Origin of the sequence: Streptomyces sp. NPDC086147, assembly GCF_040702165.1 — a bacterium.
GTDB lineage: Bacteria > Actinomycetota > Actinomycetes > Streptomycetales > Streptomycetaceae > Streptomyces.
The window spans coordinates 25579-44602 of the sequence record NZ_JBFBJO010000019.1 but is presented as its reverse complement, the minus strand read 5'-3'; the positions used below and the strand labels follow the sequence as shown (position 1 = coordinate 44602).

The following is a 19024-nucleotide window of genomic DNA, read 5'->3' as shown; positions in this document are numbered from 1 at the left end:
GCGATGATTCCCCTGTCCTACGCACAGCGCCGCATGTGGCTTCTGCACCAGCTCGAAGGCGGGGCGGCCACCTACAACATCTCGGCGGCGTTCCGGCTCACCGGCGACCTGGACGCGGCCGCCCTCGGCGCGGCCGTGCGCGACCTCGCCGAACGGCACGAGATCCTGCGCACCGTCTACCGCACCGACGAGCGGGGCGAACCGTACTCGGTGCTGCTCTCCCCGGAGGAGGCCGCGCCCGGCCTGCGCCTCGCCGAGGCGGCGCCCGACGACCTCGCCGCCGCCGTCGACGAGGCCGTCGCCCACCGCTTCGACCTGTCGGCCGAACTCCCCCTCAGGGCGAGCCTGCTGCGCCGCTCCGCCGAGGAGCACGTCCTCGTCCTGGTCATCCACCACATCGCCTCCGACGGCAGCTCCAGCGCGCCGATGATGCGCGACCTGATCCGGGCCTACACCGCCCGCAAGGAGGGCGCGGCACCCGACTGGGAGCCGCTGCCCGTGCAGTACAAGGACTACGCCCTCTGGCAGCGCGACGTCCTCGGCGAGGTGTCCGACCCGGAGAGCCTCGCGGCCGCCCAGGTCGAGTACTGGCGCAAGGAGCTCGACGGGGTCCCGCAGCCGATCGACCTGCCGCTCGACCGGCCCCGGCCCGCCGAGGCCGGCTCGCACGGCGACCGGGTCGGCCTCGCCGTCGGGCCCGGGGTGGCCGCCGGCCTCCAGAGGCTCGCCCAGGAGCGCGGCACCTCCCTGTCGATGGTCCTCCAGGCCGCGCTCGCCGTGCTGCTGCGCAAGCTCGGCGGCGGCGACGACGTGACGATCGGCTCGCCGATCGCCGGACGCACCGACGAGGCGCTCACCGACCTGATCGGCTGCTTCGTCAACACCCAGGTCCTGCGCGCCGACCTCTCCGGCAATCCGGTCTTCACCGAGCTGCTCGCCCAGGTCCGCGACAAGTCGCTGACGGCGTACGAGAACCAGGACGTGCCCTTCGACGTCGTCGTCGAGACCATCAACCCCGACCGCTCGGCGGCCTACCAGCCGCTGTTCCAGGTGATCTTCTCCTGGCAGAGCTACGAGAAGCCCGAGCTCGGACTCCCCGGCCTCACCATGGGCTTCGAGCAGGCCATCCCCTCCACCGCCATGGTCGACCTCACCTTCTTCATGGCCCTGGACGCCGAGGGCGCGCTGCGCGGCGACCTCCAGTACGCCACCGACCTGTTCGACCGCGAGACCGCCGAACTGATCGCCGCCCGCCTCGCCCGGGTCCTGGAGCAGCTCGCCGCCGACCCCGGCATGCGCGTCGGCGACGTCGACGTGCTGACCGCGGGGGAGCGGACGGAGCTCGAACGGGCCGCCGGGGCCGCCCCCGCCGTCCCCGACACCACCCTGGTCGAGCTCTTCGAACGGCAGGCGGCGCTGCGGCCCGCCGAGACCGCCGTCGTCTTCGAGGGCGCCTCCCTCACGTACGGCGGGCTCAACGCCCGCGCCAACCGGCTCGCCCGGCGCCTGGTCGCCCGGGGCGTGGGCCCCGAGTCCCTGGTCGGCGTCCGCCTGGAGCGCTCGGCCGACCTGGTCGTCGCCCTCCTCGCCGTGCTCAAGGCGGGCGGCGCCTACCTGCCCGTCGACCCGGACTCCCCGGCCGACCGCGTCGCCCACATCGTCGAGGACGCCCGGCCCGTCCTGTTCGTGACCACGAGCGCCGACACCGCCGCCCGGGACCTCGCCGGCGGCCTGCCCCTCGTCCACCTCGACGAGGACGAGGAGGACGACGACCCGGCCGCGTCCGGCGCCGACCTCACCGACGCCGAGCGCCGCGCGCCCCTGTCGGCCGACCACCCGGCGTACGTGATCTACACCTCCGGTTCGACCGGCCGCCCCAAGGGCGTTCTGATCCCGCACCGCAACGTCGTCGGCCTCTTCGAGGCCACCCGGGACTTCGGCTTCGGCGCGGACGACGTGTGGACCCTCTTCCACTCCTACGCCTTCGACTTCTCGGTCTGGGAGCTGTGGGGCCCGCTGCTGCACGGCGGGCGCCTGGTCGTGGTCCCGTACGACGTCTCCCGCTCCCCGGCCGACTTCCTGCGGCTGCTGGACCGCGAGCGCGTCACCGTCCTCAACCAGACGCCCTCCGCCTTCTACCAGCTCGTCCAGGCCGACGCCGAGGAGCCCGGCCGGGAACTGGCCCTGCGGTACGTGGTCTTCGGCGGCGAGGCCCTCGACCTGCACCGCCTCACCGACTGGTACGCCCGGCACCCCTCCGACGCGCCGGTCCTGGTGAACATGTACGGCATCACCGAGACCACCGTGCACGTCACCCGCGTCGACCTGGACGCGGACTTCGCCGCCCGGCACCGGGCCAGTGTGATCGGCCCGGCCGTCCCCGGGCTGCGCGCCCACGTCCTGGACGCCGACCTCAGGCCGGTGCCCGACGGCGTCACCGGGGAGCTGTACGTGGCCGGCTACGGCCTGGCCCGCGGCTACCACGGCCGCCCCGGACTGACCTCCGGGCGCTTCGTGGCCTGCCCCTTCGGCGCGCCCGGCGAGCGGATGTACCGCAGCGGCGACCTGGTCCGCCGGGCCCGGGGCGGACAGCTGGAGTACGTGGGCCGCGCCGACTCCCAGGTCAAGGTCCGCGGCTTCCGGATCGAGCTCGGCGAGATCGAGCACGCCCTGGCCGGACACCCGGGCGTGGCGCAGTCCGCGGTCCTGGTCCGCGAGAACCAGGACGGCGACAAGCGCCTCGTCGGCTACGTCGTCCCCCAGCCGGACGCCGCCTTCGACACCGCCGGGCTCGACGCCCTGACCGCGTACCTGCGCGAGCGCCTGCCGGACTACATGGTGCCGTCCGCCGTGGTCCCGCTGCCGCACATCCCGCTGACCCCGAACGGCAAGCTCGACCGGCGCGCCCTCCCCTCCGAGGACGCGCACGCCGAGGCCGGCCGGGCCCCGCGCAACGCCTACGAGAAGCGGCTGTGCGAACTCTTCGGCGAACTCCTCGGCCGCGAGAAGGTCGGCATCGACGACGGCTTCTTCGCCCTCGGCGGGCACTCGCTGCTGGCCACCCGGCTCAGCGTCCGCGTCCGCAACGAGTTCGACATCGACATCCCCATCCGGACCATCATCCGCTACCCCACGGCAGCCGAGCTGGCCGCGCTGATGCTCGCCGGCGGCGTCCCCGACGACGACGCCGACTCCTTCGCGGTCGTGCTGCCCCTGAACGCCGACCCGGGCACGGGCAAGCCCCCGGTGTGGTTCTTCCACGGCGGCGGCGGGCTCGGCTGGGCGTACTACAGCTTCGTCCTGCACCTGCCGGACCGGGCCGCCTACGCCCTGCAGTCCCGGGGCTCCGACGGCGTGGAGACGCCGGCGGCCTCGGTGCGGGAGATGGTCGAGGACTACGTCACCCAGATACTCCGGGTGCAGCCGGAGGGCCCCTACAACCTGATCGGCTGGTCCTACGGCGGCTCCGTCGTGCAGGCCGTCGCCGACGCGCTCGACCGGCGCGGCCACGAGGTCGCCCTGGTGGCGATCCTGGACGCCCAGCCCGGCGGCCACGGGTTCGCCGAGGTCCACGCCGGCAAGGACTCCTCGGACTTCCGGGCGGAGCTGGAGGACGACTTCGGCCAGTACATCCGCACCGGGAACCGGCAGGAGTTCCTCGACACCATGGCGCGGATCCTGGCCAACAACACGGCCCTGATGATGGATTACGAGTCGCCCGTCTACCGCGGCGACGTGGTGTATTTCAACGCCACGCTGGAGGACACCTCGTACGCGCACCTGTGGCGCCCGTACGTCCTCGGCTCCCTGGAGGTGCACGACGTGCGCGTCACGCACCACGAGATGCACATGCCGGCCCCGGTGGCCCAGATGTTCGAGGTCCTCGGCCGCAAACTCGCGTAGCCGCCCGGCGAACGACCGAAACGATGGAGAGAGGTGAGCCGGAATGACAGACCCCGGCAAGTCCGCGGAAGACGGGGCCCCGACGCTGCTGTGCGTGCCGTTCGCAGGGGCCGGACCGTCGTTCTTCCACCCGTGGCGCGACCTGGCCGCGGGCCGCTGGCGGGTGACGTCCGTCGAGCTGCCCGGCCGGGAGCGGCGGATCCTGGAGGAGCCGTACCGGAACGTCCAGGAGGCCGCGAAGGGCGCGATCGACGAGATCGTCGCCGACCTCGGCGAGGGCTCCCGGGCCGTGCTGTTCGGGCACAGCCTGGGCGCCGTCCTCGCCTACGAGCTCGCGCACCTGCTGGGCGCGCGCGGCGTGCGCGTCGAACGGCTGGTCGTCAGCGGCTCCCCGGGGCCGTGGACCCAGCGCGAACGGCGGGCCTCGGGCCTGGAGGACGAGGAGTTCCTCGCCCGGGTCGAGGAGTTCGCGGGCTTCCGCCACGAGGCCCTGGACCACCCGGAGATGCGCGAGCTGATCCTTCCGGTGCTCCAGGCCGACTGCGAGATGCACGAGAACTACGTCCCGACCACGGACGACCCGCTCCCCGTGCCGATCACCTCGCTGCGGGGCGCCGTCGACGGCCTGGTCACGTCCGAGGAGGCCCGCCAGTGGCACGCGGCCACCACCGCGTCCTTCGACTACGTCGAGTTCCCCGGCGACCACATGTACCTGGTCGACGCGGGGCGCGAGGTGCTGGACGCGATCGGGGCGGCTTGCGCGGGGGGTCGCTAGGGGCGGCCGGAGGCCGGAATGCCTGGACGGCACGTGGGATCGGATCCCACGTGCCGTCCAGGCACCTGTGCCGGTGCCGTCCACGGACGGCCTTCCGGCGGTCGGGCGCCCGGCCGCACTCGGCCGGGCCCCGGGTCAGCTGAGGGACTGGATGGTGTGCCAGCCGCCGCTGCCGACCTCGACGCTCGAGCCGTCGATCGGGCCGTGGATGTCGGCGCCGCCCTTGTAGAACCTCAGGGTGCCCTCGTTCGTGGTGGTCCACGTGTCGGCGACGCCGTTGCGGTCGGCGTCGGCGGCACCGGCGATCAGGGGCCGGAAGGAGGTGGTGTAGCCGCGGCCGTATTCGGTGCGCTCGCTGAAGTTCTTTCCGTCGGGCAGTCCGGCGTAGTGGTACAGGATGCCGTCACGGGTGTCGCGGGCCAGCAGGTCGACGCGGCCGTCCTTGTTGGCGTCGCCGGGCGCGGCGAGGTCCATGACGCCCCAGCCGCCGGTGCCGATGGTGATCGGGGCGGCGACGGCCGGCTTGGCGCCGCTGGTGCCGTTGTACAGGTAGAGCTTGTTGTCGTAGGCGGCGACGACGTCGGGGTGTCCGTCCTTGTTGACGTCACCGGGAACGACGATCTGGGCGCTGGTGGGCAGGGTGCCGATCTTGACCGGGGCCGCGAGGGTGCCGTCACCGCGGTTGGGGTAGACCATCAGCTCGCCGCCGACGACGGCGACGACGTCCTCCATGCCGTCGCCGGTCCAGTCACCGCGGTGCGCCACCGAGGCGCCGCTCCAGCCGCCGGTGCCGATCTGGATCCGGGCGCCGAGCGCACCGGTGCCGGTGCCGGGGTAGATGAAGAGCTTCCCGGTGTCCTCGACCGCGACGAGGTCGGGCTTGTTGTCACCGGTCATGTCACCGGGGACGAGGTTGGCGGTGCCGGTGATCCAGGTGCGGATGTCGTCGACGCGGGTGGCGACGGCCCCGGTACGGGTTTCTTCCGCCGGGGCACCCAGGCATCCCTTGTTCCAGGACTTGCTGGCGACGGCGATCAGTTCCTGGGTGGTGCCGTTGGTACGCAGGACGGGGCCTCCGCCGTCACCCTGGCAGATGCCGGTGTCGGCAGCGGGGGTGAGAGCGAGATCCGCGGTGCCGTCACCGGTGGCGTTGAACGCGCCGGCGTGCAGCTTGTTGGGGACCCACTCGGTCATCGTGCGGCCGAAACCGGCGGCGGTGACGGCCTGGCTGGCGGTCACCGGGGTGGAGGCCAGAGCGACCGGCTTCACACCGGTCACGCCGGTCGCGAGCTTGACCAGGACAAGGTCCCGGTTGGGGTGCGGAACGAGCTCGACCGCGGCCCGGGTGGCGCCGACTGTGATCTGCGCCAGGTCGGTACGGCCGACGGTGACGGTGGTGGCGATGGCGGGCTTGCCGGCCGCGGGCTTGCCGTTGGCGGCGAAGCAGGAAGCCGCGGTCAGAACCCAGCGCTGGGAGACGAGCGTTCCGGTGCAGGCGGTCTGCTCGCCGACGTTGATCTTGGCGGCGAAGGGATACGGGGCGGCGGTTCCGCCGGAGGCGGGCGCGGTTCCGCCGGGGCCGGTGACCCGGATCTCGATCAGGGTGCTGCGCGGGCCGCCCACTTGGCCCTCGCCGACGCTCGCGTAGCCGTCCTTGGCGATGGCGACGGTCTTGGAGGTGCCGTCGGCGGCGGTGAGTTCGGCGTTCAGGGGCTGATCGGCGGCGTCGATGGCGAAGACACGGTCGAGTTCCAGAGTGAGACGACCGCTGCCGGCACGGGACTCGAAGCAGTAGGTGCCCTGCCGGTTGACGCTTTCGTCCTTGACCGCCATGACACGGATCTGCTCGGCGGACGGGTCACAGTCGGCGAGGGTGATGTTGCCGTCACCGCGAACGAGCTTGATGCCCTTCTCGGCCAGGATCTGGGCGGCGTTCGGGTACGAGCCGTCCTCGAAGGTGAACGGCATGTCCGCCGTCGGAGTGTCGGCGGCGACGGCGGAACCGGCCAAGGGAGCCGTCAGAGCGGCGGCTGCCATGGTCGCGATGGCCATTCTGGTGGCACGAGAGTGCACCTGTTGAATCCTTCCAGAGGCGGCCGTGAGGCCGCAAAAACGGCTGAACACCGCTGCCTGGCCGTACCGGCAGGCGCAGATGCTCCAGAAAGATTTCTTGTTGATTGCCGCGTGTCAAATGAGGTCGAGGTGACGAGGATCACCAGCGCTTCCGTACAACCTTTCCCGGTTTCATAAACGTCCGTGCGCGGATCGAATCGGAAACGAGCGGTAGTGGTTTGGCGGGCTTACTCGACCTCTGATCACCTGTGGCAAGATGCCTGCTCGGACCGGGGGTGTGTGCGGCTGACCACCGCGCGAGAGGTCGCAACGGCCATTTCGACGAGGACGACTGACTTCTCGATGCCCGTGCTGGAACAGCCTGCACGCACTTCCTGAGAAATTCATGAACCCAGTGGCCGTATTCATGCGGCCGGATGACGAGATGAGCTGACCTTGAGGCGAAAAATTCGCCGATCAAATCCGCCACGGACGACACACGGCGTCGTCACGTCGCTCGGTCGTTCCGGGCTGATGCTGGCGCTCGTGGCGGGGCTGCTCGGCACGACACCCGCAGCGGCCGGGGCGGTGGACCTCCCCGCCGTTTCGGCCGACGGAGTTCCGGCTACGCCACGAGGCAGGGTCGTCGAGCTGTGGAAGTCCGGTGGCCCCGGACTCAAAGCCGCCGCCGAGGTGGCCCTGACCGGCACGGACACCCAAGTCCAGCGGTTCCTGGACCAGGTCGCGCCCGAGACCGCCCATCAGGACGATCGTGTGGCCACCGCCCAGATCGCCAGCGTCGGCGGCCAAAGCCTCATCGCAGCCGCGCGGAACGCCTTGGGCGGTACGTCGCAGGACCTGCGGACCTTCCTCACCGAGGGCTGGAAGGCGCCTCTGGAGCAGGACCAACGTGTCCGCGTCGCGCAGGTCATCGACACAGCCGGGCCCATTGAGCAGGAAGAGGGGCGCAAGGCCCTCAAGGGAACGATCGAGGACGTCAGGGCCTTCCTCGACAAGGGGCACTACGACTGGCAGGAGCAGGACGAGCGGGTCCAGCTCGCCCAGATCCTCAGCGTCGGAGGGACCAACGTCCGCACGGCCGGTCGGATCGCGCTCAACGGTTCCGCCGCCGACATTCACGAGTTCCTGATCGTCGGCCAGTTCGTGGCGCGCAACCGTGACCAGGAACACGCCACGGTCGCTGAACTCGCTGCCCTGGCCAAGGAAGCGGGCCGACAGGCCAGGAAGGAGACGCTCGCGGCGAAGGAGGACTCGGCTCAGGCGGTCGAGGCGTCCAAGATGGCGAAGGAGGCCGCCGCGAAGGCGGCGGCCGAGACCCAGGCCGCTCGCGACGACTCCCAGCGAGCCGCCGCTGCCGCCTCCCGCGCCGCTTCCGCAGCCACTCAGGCCGCGAAGGCGGCCGAAACCGCGATCGGTGCGGCCCGCAAGGCCAACAACTCCGCCCGCGTCGCCGCCAACGCCGCCGCCCAGGCGGCCGCCGCCGCCGCCGGGGCTTCCCAGGCCGCCTCGCGGGCGCGCGGAGCAGCCGCCGATGCGGCGACCAACGCCTCACAGGCGTCCGCGTCACGCCAAGCGGCCGAAGACGCACGCAACGCGGCCAAGGGTGCCGAGGAAGCGGCTGAGGCCGCCTATCAGGCAGGCAACGCCGCCAGCGCCGCCGGACAGGCAGCGGATGCCGCCATCAGCGCCGGTACGAACGCCAGCGCTGCGGCGAGCGCCGCCGACGACGCCAGTCGGTACGCCGACGACGCCGGTGTCCACGCGGGCGACGCCTCCGCAGCCGCCTCCCGGGCACGTAAGCAGGCCGCCGAGGCCACCCGCGCGGCCAACGCCGCCAAGGGACTCGCGACCAAGGCCGCCACCGCCGCCTACGAGGCCCGTGACGCGGCGCGCAACGCCGCCACCCACGCCCGTAACGCGGCTGCGGCAGCCGATGAAGCCGCCGAGCACGCCGGCGATTCCGCGACCGCGGCGACCCAGTCCACGGCCCACGCGAATGCCGCCACCGCGGCCGCCGACATAGCCACCGCAGCGGTGGACAAGGCCAAGAAGACCTATGAGCTCGCCCGCCAGGTCGAGACCGAGGAGCTGAACACCCGCACCAACGCCGCAGTCGAGGGCGCCGCGTTCCTCAAGGCCGACGAGGAAGCCCGCATAAAGAAGCGGACCGACCTCGTCAAGCAGGTCGCGGACCTCGAGGACGCCCAACGCCGACTGGCCGCAGAGGCGACTGTGCCCGGAGCTGACGCCGGCGTCATCGCGGCCAAGGCACGTCCGATCGCCATCACCACGATGAAGATCGGTGGTGTCTGGTCGCGTTCCGCCGCCCAGGTCGCCCTTGCTGGTACCGACGCGCAGCTGGCCGAGTACGCCCGCACCGGTTGGGCCAAGGGTGCCGAGGACGACGCCCGTACCGATGTCGAACGTCTCGCCCTGGACTCGCCGTCCGGCAAGATCCGGGCTGGGGCCGAACAGGCACTCCGGACCGGTGGCGCAGCAATGCGCGCGTTCCTCGACAAGGGCCAGTACGAGGTGGCCGCCCAAGACATGCGGGTCCACATAGCCCGGGTCGTCGACGCCGGCGGGCCCGTCGTCAAGGAACGCGGCCGCGCCGCGCTGCTGAGCGACTCCACCGACGCCTACCGCGCCTTCATCGTCGACGGCGAGCGTCTCGCCCGCCAGGAGGACGAGCGCGTTCGCGCCGCCCAGCTGCGCGACGCCGCCCAGCAGGGCGAGGAAGTGGTGGCCGCTGCGCGCGTCGCCCTCGCAGGCCCCTCGGACCTCCTGCACGCCTTCATCCAGAACGGCCAGTTCAAGGCCGATCGCCAGGAGCAGCTCGCCGCGGTGCACCGCGCCCGCGTGCAGGAGCTGATCTTCGAGGGGCAAGCCGTCGCCGCGACCGCGCGAAAGGACGCCGCCCTCGCCCGTAAGGTTGCCGCGCTCGCCCGCAAGGCCGCCGCCGAAGCGGACGAGGCCGCGCGTCAGGCCACAAACTCTGCGAGCGAAGCCTCCGGTTACGCGCAGGACGCCGCCGACTCCGCGACCGCGGCCAAGGCCTCGGCCGACAAGGCGGCTGCCTCGGCCAGAACCGCGGATCGGGCGCGCAAGGACGCACAAAGTGCCCTCGCCCGCGCGGTGTGGTCCGCCAACTCCGCCCAGGGTTCGGCCACCTATGCCCGCTACGAAGCCGAATCGGCGTGGTCGGCCGCCGACCAGGCCCGAGCGAGCGCTACCGCTGCAGGAAAGGACACCGAGGCGGCCGCTGCTGCGGCGACGGAGGCGTTCGATGTCGCGGTCAAGAAGTACCGGGAAGAAGAAGAGACCTTCCGCCAGGTCGAGAAGGAGTGGCGCGAGGCCGAGGCCGAGGCCGGGGAGCCGGAGCCCGAGGTCGATGAGGGCTGGGTGCCCGACTGGCTGCAGGAGAAGGCCAACACCGTCGGCATCTACGCCACTGAGATCTTCACCAACACCGATGTCCTGACCGGTGCCTTCGAGTCCGCCCTCAGCATCTTCGCCATGGAGGCAGGCGTCGGCGGCGTCATCGGCGGCGGAGCCGTCTGCCTCACGGGCGTGGGGTGCCTCGCCGGCGCGCCCGCCATCGCCGTCAGCAGTGGTCTCATCGTCGGCGGTGCCTTCGGCGCAGCCGACGGCATCTCTCGCATCGACGACGGTCTCAACGTCGCCCTGCGCAATGCGAGGAATCGGACTAATTCCTCCCAGAAGGTGCAGACGGGACCTGCTCCGACCCCCAAGGAGCTGCCTGCCTTCCCCGGAGCGAAGCCCGCCAAGAAGAAGACTCCCGTCCAGGGAGGCGGAGGGCTGCGCGCTCGCTGGAAGGACGCCAAGGGCAACATCTACGAGCACGACCGGCAGCACGACACGGTCGAGAAGTACGACAAGAACGGTAAGCACCTGGGCGAGTACGACTACCGCACCGGAAAGCAGACCAAGCCGCGTGACCCCACACGTAAGGTGGAGAAGTAATACCCCTGATGGCCCGGTGCCCGGCCGGAATCGTCACGAGCCGGTAGCAGGCTGATCATAGGAACGGGACCCCGCTCGCGGCCCGGTGCGTCACCCATGACGCACCGGGCCGCGTGGCGTTGTCACCCGACCGTGGAAGAAACTGTCCTGCCGAAGAGCTCGACGGCTTTTCCGGTGGAACTCCCAGCAGCCGTCATCGGACGCCCCGCGGAAAGCGGTCAGTCCGCCGCGTAGCTACCGGTCTGGTAGTCCAGCGTCGGATCAGGAGGTCCGCAGTGCAGGATCTCCTCCACTGCGGGCCAGACGGACAAGGGAACGTCATAGCCGTAGAGCATCCAGGGGTCATCCTCATCAGGAGTGATGACTTCCCGCAGACGGACGATCTGGTCCCGGCTGATGGGGTACTGCGTGCGCAAGAACTCGTCTTCCTTGCTGAATCCGTCCAGGGACCAGACGACGTCTTGAGGTTCTTCTGCGGTCATAAGAGCAGGCTAGACCCTCTGCCCCATGTGTTCGCCATGGCCCTGGAGAGCGTCTTCAAAGGTCGCATCCAGAGCATGACGGAGGCGATGGCGACAGCAGCTTGTTGGGACTCGCGCATCTTGCGAGAGCTGCAGCCCTTACGAGCCCATTGCACTACCGCTGTACAAGCGCCCGACCCGAAGAGCAGAGCACACTGCTCGCCCCACCCCGCCGGCCCGCAGCCCTCACGCCCCCTCAGCCCCGCCCCGCCGCCCCGAACCACCTCGTGAGCGCCCCCCGCAACGCGACCGTGTCCACCGGTTCCCCGGGCCCGGAGGCCCAGGCCACGTGGCCGTCGGGGCGGATCAGGAGGGCCGTGGGGGTCGGGACCTCGTCGATGACCGGGACGGGCCAGGCGTCGTCCTCGCCGCGTGCCTCGACCAGGTCGACGCGGTCGGACCAGTCCCCGGCCACCGCCGCCACCCCGGCGCCCAGGTCGAGCAGGACGGGGCGGCCCGCGTGCAGCAGCTCGTACACCCGGGTCGCGCCGCCGGCCTCCTTGATGTCCGCGTCCGGGACGCGGCGGCCCGCCAGCGGGTGGCCGCAGTCGGCCGGGTAGCGGACGTCCAGGGCGTTGAGCATCGTGCGCAGCAGCCGGTTCACGTCGTCGAAGACCATCAGCGAGCCGAAGACCTCCCGCAGCGCGTCCGTCTGCGCGCCGGGGCGGGCCAGGGCCGACTGCGCCCGGGTGTTGTGCAGCACCCGCTCACCGACCGGGTGCCGCTCGTCGTGGTACGTGTCGAGCAGGCCCTCCGGGGCCGTGCCCCGCACCACCGCGGCGAGCTTCCAGCCGAGGTTGACGGCGTCCTGCACGCCCATGTTCAGGCCCTGCCCGCCGGCCGGGAAGTGGATGTGCGCCGCGTCGCCCGCCAGCAGCACCCGGCCGCTGCGGTACCGGTCGGCCTGGCGCGCGGCGTCGTTGAAGCGGGAGATCCAGCGCGGGTTGCGCATGCCGAAGTCGGACCCCGCGAGCCGTACCAGCGAATCGCGGAGCTGCTCGAAGGTCACCGGCTCGTCGCGGTCCACGACGCGGTCGTACTCGGAGGTGATCACCCGGTGCCAGCCCGGCTCGAAGGCGATCGCCGAGTAGTCCCCGCCGACGCGGCGCCGGATCCAGACGTAGTCCTCGGGCAGGTCGGGAAGCTCGACGTCGCCGATCAGGGCCGTCATCGTCGCCTCCGTGCCGGGGAAGCCGATGCCCGCCAGCCTGCGCACCGTGCTCCGCCCGCCGTCGCAGCCCACGAGGTGGCCGGCGCGCAGCGTCGCCAGGCCCCCGTCCGAGGCGTCCAGCGCCACCGTCACCCCGGACGCGTCCTGGTCGACGCCGGTGACCGCGCAGGACCTGCGGATCCGCACGCCCAGCTCCCCGGCCCACTCCTCCAGGATCCGCTCGACGGCGGACTGCAGGATCATCAGGGGGTACGGGTGCCGGGACTCGAACTCGTCGAACTCCAGGTACAGGCCGGAGAAGTGCCCCACCGGCTGGAGTTCGCCGGCTGCCAGGAAGCGGTCCAGGACCCCCCGCTGGTCGAGCACCTCCAGGGTGCGCGAGTGCAGGCCCCCGGCCCGCGACTCGCCCGAGGGCTCCGCGAGCCGCTCGACCACCACCACGTCCACGCCCGCGAGGCGCAGCTCGCAGGCGAGCGTCAGACCGGTCGGTCCGGCGCCCGCGATCACCACGTCCGCGTCCGTGCCGCTGTGTCCCACGTCGATCCCCCTCGTTCCAGTGCGCCTCTAACGCCGCTGAATAGCCTCCACGTTCACTGAACGTGGATCAGGCCGGTCGAGCAACGCTGGTGCCGGACCGGGACGGACCCGCCGCCGGGAACACCGGCGCGGTGCGGGCGGACACCGATCCGCGCGGGACCGCCCCGGCCGTCCGGACGGCGTTTCCCGCCGGCGGGACGGCACAGGGGCCCCGGGCCCGTGTGGGTGGCGACGGCTCCGGTACGGGGCCGCGGACGACGCGAGCGGGCACTCCCGGTCGGCGGAAGAACGGAAGGCTGGCAATGGAATCGGCGACGCAGGTGGTCCACCCGACCGGTGGACGGGACGAGACGTCGGAACGACCGACCGGGGCCGGGGCCCCGGTCGCGGCATCGAGCACGGCCCCGGGCGTGAACCCGGACGCGGCATCGGGCACCGCACCGGACGCGTCCGGCTCGCGGGCGCGGGAGGTCGCCGCCCTGTGGGCGGAGGTCCTCGGCGTCCCCGAGGTCGGCGTGGAGGACGACTTCTTCGCCCTCGGCGGCAACTCCCTGTCCGGGATCAAGATCATCGAGCGGGTGGCGCAGGACCACGGCGTCCAGTTGTCCGTGCGCGACTTCTACCTCGCGCAGACCCCCGCCCGCGTCGCCGAGCTGATCGAGCGAGGGAGGGCCGAGGCGTGAGACTGACGCCGGGTCCCGCCCGCGCCGTCGACCTCGACGCCGTCGACCTGTTCGACCTGGACCTGTACTCCTCCGGGGACCCCCACCGGATCTGGGACGTCATGCGGACGGAGGCGCCCCTGCACCACCAGGTCCTGCCGGACGGCCGGGAGTTCTGGTCGGTGACGCGCTACGAGGACGTCCACCGGGTCCTCGCCGACCACCGCGCGTTCACCTCGGAGCGCGGCACGGTCCCCACCCACCTCGGGACGGACGACGCCGCGGCCGGCGTCCTGATGACCTCCACCGACCCGCCGCGCCACACCGAGGTCCGCCGGCCCCTCGGCTCCAAGCTCACCGCGCGCGCCGTGAAGTCCTGGGAGGACTCCATCCGCGCCACCGTGGCGCGCTTCCTGGAGCCCGCCCTCGACGGCGAGGTCTTCGACCTGGCCGAGCGGGCGCTGCTCCTGCCGGCGATGGTCACCGGACCGCTCCTCGGCATCCCGGAGAAGGACTGGGCCGAGCTCGTCCAGCTCACCGCCATGGTCACGGCCCCCTCCGACCCGCACTTCATGGTCGGCCACGAGGCCGCGACCCTCGCCATCTCCCACCACGAGCTCGTCACGTACGTCCGCGAGTGGGTCAGGAACCGGCGGGCGACCGGCGAGGAGGACGACAGCCTCCTGCACCACCTCATGAGCGTCCGGCCGGGCGGCGAGCCGCTGAGCGACGAGGAGATCGCCCTCGACGGCTACAGCATCCTCCTGGGCGCCAACGTCACCACCCCGCACACCGTCTCGGGCACGGTCGAGGCCCTGATCGAACGGCCCGAGCAGTACGCCAAGGCCGCCGCCGACCCCACCCTCGTGCCCAACCTGGTCGAGGAGGGCCTGCGCTGGACCTCGGCCGCCTGCAACTTCATGCGGTACGCCGTCGACGACGTCGAGATCGCCGGGGGCACGATCCCGGCCCGCGCCGCCGTCGTGGCGTGGATCGGCTCGGCCAACCGGGACGAGACCCTCTTCCCCGACCCGCACTCCTTCGACATCACCCGGGCCGGCGCCAAGCGCCAGGCCGCCTTCGGCTTCGGCACGCACTTCTGCATCGGCGCGCCGCTGGCCCGCATGACGCTGCGGATCTTCTTCGAGGAGCTGTTCCGGCGCTTCGAGTCGATCGAGCTCGCCGGCGAACCGCAGCACCTGCGGTCGTACTTCATCGCGGGCATGACCCACCTGCCCGTCGTCGCCAGGAAACGGCGGACCCCGTGACCACCACACCCACGTCCACGTCCACATCCACTCCCGCGACCACCACACCCGCACCCGTGACGACCAAGCCCAGAGCCGCGCCCTCGCCGTGGTTCGTCCGGCCGTCGTCCGGCGAGCACCCGGCCCGGCTCTTCTGCTTCCCCTTCTCCGGGTCCGGGGCCTCCGCCTTCAGCGCCTGGCCCGCCGCGATCGGCGGGGCCGAGGTCTGCCCGGTGCAGTTCCCCGGCCGCGAGAACCGGCTCGGCCACCCCCACTACGGCACGTACGAGGAGCTGGCCGACGCCCTGGCCGAGGCCCTCGCCCCCCGGCTCGACCGGCCGTACGCCTTCTTCGCGCACTGCGCGGGCGCCCTGCCCGCGTACGAGACCCTGCTGCGGCTCGCCGCGCTCGGCCTGCCGGGCCCGGAGCGGCTCTACGTCTCCGGCCAGCCCGCCCCGCACGACGCCGCGCGCGACCGGATGCTCACCCTGACCGAGCCCGAGCTCCGGGCCGAACTGGAGGGCTTCGTCCGGAGCCGGGGCATCGAGCCCCGGCCCGACATGATCGACCTGGGCATGCTCGTGCTCCTGCGCGACCACGCCGCCGCGGGCGCCTACCGGCGGACCGAACCGGCCCCGGTGGACTGCCCCGTCACCGTCCTGCACTGGAGCGACGACCCCGACGCGGGTCTCGAAGAGCTCGACGGCTGGCGCCGGTACGCCGGCTCCGTCGAGTTCCGGACGGTCGGCGGCGGCCACTACGACTTCATGGACGCCCCGCCCGAGCTGCTGGACCTGTTGACCTCCTGGCGGTGACGGCGGTGCCGTCCGCACACGCCGCGACCCGTGGGAATCCGGAAGGAACGCATATGAGTGGCACAGCCGCCGACATCGCCGTGATCGGGATGTCGTGCCGCTTCCCCGGCGTGCAGAACCCCGCCGACTTCTGGCGCCTGCTGTACGACGGCGGGACGACCGTCGGGACCTTCCCCGAGGGCCGGGCGGCCGACGCGAGCCACGGCTCCCACCCCGACGCCGCCACCCTGGACGCGGGCTCGTTCCTGGAGTCCGTCGCCGGGTTCGACGCCGGGTTCTTCGGCGTCGGCCCGGAGGAGGCCGCCGCCATGGACCCCGTCCAGCGCCTGGGCCTCGAACTGGCCTGGGAGGCCGTCGAGGACGCCGGGATCCCGGCGTCCGCGCTCGCGGGCCGCGCGATCGACGTGGTCGTCGGCGCCGGACCCTCCGGGTACGAGCGGCTGCGCGCGCGTTCCGGAAGCGACCGGGACGACCACTACGCCGCGCTCGGCTCGTCCGGCGCGCTGATCGCCAACCGGATCTCCGCCCTCCTCGACGTCCGGGGCATGAGCTTCTGCGCCGACTCCGGCCAGTCCTCCTCCCTGGTGTCGCTGGCCCTGGCCTGCGACCGGATCCGGGCCGGCGCCGTCGACACGGCGCTCGCGGGCGGCGTGCACCTGATCGTCGACCCCGAGGCGGGCACGGGCCTGGTGAACCTGGGCGCCCTGTCGCCCGAGGGCCGCTGCTTCCCCTTCGACGAGCGGGCCTGCGGCTTCGTCCGGGGCGAGGGCGGGGCCTTCGTCCTGCTCAAGCGGCTCGACCTGGCCCTCGCCGACGGCGACCACGTCTACGCGGTGGTACGCGGCTGGGGCGTCGCCACCGGCGGCGCCTCCGCCCGCATCCCCGACCCCAGCCCGAGCGGGCAGGCGGCGGCCGTCCTCGCCGCCCTCGACCGCGCGGGCCTCCCCTTCGACGACGTCGACTACGTCGAGGCCCACGGCACCGGCACCCGCAGGGGCGACCCCGCCGAACTCGCCGGACTGCGCGAGGCGGCCCGCGTCTCCGGCCGCACCCGCCCCCTGGTGATCGGCTCGGCGAAGGCCAACGTCGGACACCTGGAACCCGCCGCCGGCCTGGTCGGCCTCGTCAAGGCCGCCCTCTGCGTGGACCGGGGACACCTGGTCCCGAGCCCGGACTTCCGCGCCCCGAACCCCGAGGTCGCCGACTTCCACCAGGACTTCGAGGTGCTGCGGGCCCCGCGCCCCTGGCCGGGCGGCCCCGACCGGCCGCGCCGGGCCGGGGTGTCGGCCTTCGGCATGGGCGGCACCAACGCCCACGTCGTCCTCGAACAGGCCCCCGAGCCGCCCCGTACGACGACGGCCGACGCAACCGGCATCGCGACGGACGACACCGCGACCGACGCGACCGACGCGACGGACGGGGCGGACGCGACGGACGCGACGGACGCGACGGACGGGGCGAACGACACGACCGGCACCGCGACCGACACGACAGACGGCGCGACCGCCGCCCCCCGCACCCTGCCCTGGGTGCTCTCCGCCCGCTCCGAGCCCGCCCTGCGCGCGCAGGCCGCGCGGCTGCGCGACCTGGTGGCCGCCGACCCCGCCCTCGTACCGGCCGACGTCGGGCACTCGCTGGTCTCGACCCGGGCGGTCCTCGACCACCGGGCGGTCGTCCTGGCCGACGGCCGGGAGGAGGCGCTGGCCGGTCTCGGACTCCTCGCCGCGGGCGGCGACTCGGCCCGGGTGGTGCGCGGGAGGACCGCCGAAGGCCCCTCGGGACCGGTGGTCTTCGTCTTCCCCGGCCAGGGCTCCCAGTGGCTCGCCATGGGGAAGCGGCTGTACGCCGGGTCGGAGGTCTTCGCCCGGTCCGTCGACGCCTGCGAACGGGCCCTGGCCCCGTACGTCGACTGGTCCCTGGTGGACGTCCTGACCGGCGCGGAGACGGCCGCCTCCCTCGACCGGGTGGACGTGGTCCAGCCGGCCCTGTTCTCGATGATGGTCTCGCTGGCCCGGGTCTGGCGGTCCCTGGGGGTGGTCCCCGACGCCGTCGTGGGCCACTCGCAGGGCGAGATCGCCGCGGCCTGCGCGGCCGGCGCCCTCAGCCTGGACGACGCGGCGCGGATCGTCGCCCTGCGCAGCCGGGCCGTGGTCGAACTGCTCGGCCGGGACGGCGGGATGAGCGCCGTGGCCGCGCCCGCCGACCGGGTCGGGGAACTGCTCGCGCCCTGGTCGGGGCGGATCTCCGTGGCCGCCGTCAACGGCCCCTCGTCTGTGGTGGTCGCCGGGGACGGCGCGGCGCTCGACGCGTTCGGCGCCGCCGCCGAGGCCGCGGGCGTCCGGGTCCGGCGGGTCAAGGTCGACTACGCCTCGCACTCCCACCACGTCGAACGCCTCCGCGAACGCGTCCTGGAGGTCACCGAGGGGATCGCGCCGCGCGAGACGGCGGTGCGGTTCCACTCCACGGTCACCGGCGGCCCGCTCGACACGCGGTCCCTCGACGGCGCGTACTGGTACGCCAACCTGCGCTCGATGGTGCGCTTCGGCGAGGTCGTCGAGGACCTGATGCGCGTGCCCGGGGCCGTGTTCGTCGAGGTCAGCCCGCACCCGGTGCTCCAGGTCGCGATGGAGGAGGCCGCCGACGCGCTGCCCGTCCCGCCCCCGGTGGTCCACAGCCTGAGCCGGCACGACGGCGGCGCGGGCGAGGTCCTGGCCTCCCTGGCCGGACTCCACGTGCGGGGCGTGCCGGTGGACTGGGGCGCGGTGTTCGCCCCGTACCGGCCGCGCCGCGTCGCCCTGCCGACGTACGCCTTCCAGCGGGAACGCCACTGGCCGACCGCCCCCGGCGGCACCGGTCAGGCGGACCGGGAGGCCGTGGAGCGGGCGACCGCGCCCGGGATCCCCGGCCCCGTCTCGGCCGAGGCGGTCCTCGCCCTCGTCTGCGCCGAGACGGCGGCCCTGCTGAGCGCCGGGAACACGTCCCTGACCGGCGCCGACCTCGCGACGAGGGCGGACGACTCCTTCAAGAGCCTGGGCTTCGACTCCTCGATGGCCGTGGGACTGCGCAACCGGATCGGCGCCGCCGCCGGAGTGCGGCTGCCGGCCACCGTCGTCTTCACCCGCCCCACGCCGCGGGCGCTCGCCGACCACGTCCTCTCCCTGCTCGCGCCGGAGGAGCACGGGGCCGAGCAGGCCGTGGTGGCGGCCGTGGCGGAGGCGCCGGTCCCGGAGCACCACAGCGACGACGACCTGTACGCACTGATCGACCGCGGATACGTGTAGCCGCACGCCCCGTATCCGTTCACGGACCCGTGCAGCCGCACGCCCGCACCCGTTC

At 72.8% G+C, this 19024-nt stretch carries 10 protein-coding genes; 7 read left to right on the top strand and 3 right to left on the bottom strand.

Going from position 1 to position 19024, the window contains the following annotated elements; translation table 11 throughout:
* Positions 1–3 precede the first annotated feature (3 nt).
* Positions 4–3903 (top strand): amino acid adenylation domain-containing protein, encoded by a 3900-nt coding sequence (locus AB0398_RS28495; RefSeq protein ID WP_366378504.1) that lies wholly within the window; start codon positions 4–6, stop codon positions 3901–3903.
* Between the two features lie 43 nt (positions 3904–3946).
* Positions 3947–4678, top strand: coding sequence for an alpha/beta fold hydrolase (locus tag AB0398_RS28490; protein WP_366378503.1), 732 nt, complete (start codon positions 3947–3949; stop codon positions 4676–4678).
* Positions 4679–4813: 135 nt separating this feature from the next.
* On the opposite strand, the gene AB0398_RS28485 is transcribed toward AB0398_RS28490, so the two are convergent.
* The gene (locus tag AB0398_RS28485; protein ID WP_366378502.1) at positions 4814–6715 is read right to left on the bottom strand and encodes an FG-GAP-like repeat-containing protein; all 1902 of its coding nucleotides are present in this window, start codon (positions 6713–6715) and stop codon (positions 4814–4816) included.
* Between the two features lie 549 nt (positions 6716–7264).
* On the opposite strand from AB0398_RS28485, the gene AB0398_RS28480 reads away from it, so the two are divergent.
* Entirely contained in the window at positions 7265–10735 is a 3471-nt protein-coding gene (locus tag AB0398_RS28480) for a colicin E3/pyocin S6 family cytotoxin (protein ID WP_366378501.1), read from the top strand.
* Positions 10736–10953: 218 nt separating this feature from the next.
* Here the strand turns inward: AB0398_RS28480 and AB0398_RS28475 are convergent, their stop codons facing one another.
* Positions 10954–11217 (bottom strand): hypothetical protein, encoded by a 264-nt coding sequence (locus AB0398_RS28475; RefSeq protein WP_366378500.1) that lies wholly within the window; start codon positions 11215–11217, stop codon positions 10954–10956.
* A 235-nt stretch (positions 11218–11452) separates the two neighbouring features.
* Positions 11453–12964, bottom strand: coding sequence for an FAD-dependent monooxygenase (locus AB0398_RS28470; protein WP_366378499.1), 1512 nt, complete (start codon positions 12962–12964; stop codon positions 11453–11455).
* A gap of 302 nt (positions 12965–13266) precedes the next feature.
* Here AB0398_RS28470 and AB0398_RS28465 point away from each other — a divergent pair, with 302 nt between their 5' ends.
* Genes AB0398_RS28465 through AB0398_RS28450 form a run of 4 tightly spaced genes read left to right on the top strand, consistent with a single transcriptional unit; the run spans position 13267 to position 18969 of the window.
* The gene (locus AB0398_RS28465; RefSeq protein ID WP_366378498.1) at positions 13267–13647 is read left to right on the top strand and encodes a phosphopantetheine-binding protein; all 381 of its coding nucleotides are present in this window, start codon (positions 13267–13269) and stop codon (positions 13645–13647) included.
* Entirely contained in the window at positions 13644–14894 is a 1251-nt protein-coding gene (locus tag AB0398_RS28460; RefSeq protein ID WP_366378497.1) for a cytochrome P450, read from the top strand. Before AB0398_RS28465 ends, AB0398_RS28460 begins: the two co-directional genes overlap by 4 nt.
* Positions 14895–14950: 56 nt before the next feature.
* Positions 14951–15688: a thioesterase domain-containing protein gene (locus AB0398_RS28455; protein WP_366378496.1), complete on the top strand. Its 738-nt coding sequence runs from the start codon at positions 14951–14953 to the stop codon at positions 15686–15688.
* Positions 15689–15741: 53 nt separating this feature from the next.
* Complete coding sequence (locus AB0398_RS28450; RefSeq protein WP_366378495.1) at positions 15742–18969, top strand: acyltransferase domain-containing protein; 3228 nt, start codon at positions 15742–15744, stop codon at positions 18967–18969.
* Positions 18970–19024: the final 55 nt, after the last annotated feature.

Coding starts and splice junctions, on each gene's coding strand:
- AB0398_RS28495 (WP_366378504.1), top strand. CDS start 4: ATGATTCCCCTGTCCTACGCACAGCGCCGCATGTGGCTTCTGCACCAG.
- AB0398_RS28490 (WP_366378503.1), top strand. CDS start 3,947: ATGACAGACCCCGGCAAGTCCGCGGAAGACGGGGCCCCGACGCTGCTG.
- AB0398_RS28485 (WP_366378502.1), bottom strand. CDS start 6,715: ATGGCAGCCGCCGCTCTGACGGCTCCCTTGGCCGGTTCCGCCGTCGCC.
- AB0398_RS28480 (WP_366378501.1), top strand. CDS start 7,265: ATGCTGGCGCTCGTGGCGGGGCTGCTCGGCACGACACCCGCAGCGGCC.
- AB0398_RS28475 (WP_366378500.1), bottom strand. CDS start 11,217: ATGACCGCAGAAGAACCTCAAGACGTCGTCTGGTCCCTGGACGGATTC.
- AB0398_RS28465 (WP_366378498.1), top strand. CDS start 13,267: ATGGAATCGGCGACGCAGGTGGTCCACCCGACCGGTGGACGGGACGAG.
- AB0398_RS28450 (WP_366378495.1), top strand. CDS start 15,742: ATGAGTGGCACAGCCGCCGACATCGCCGTGATCGGGATGTCGTGCCGC.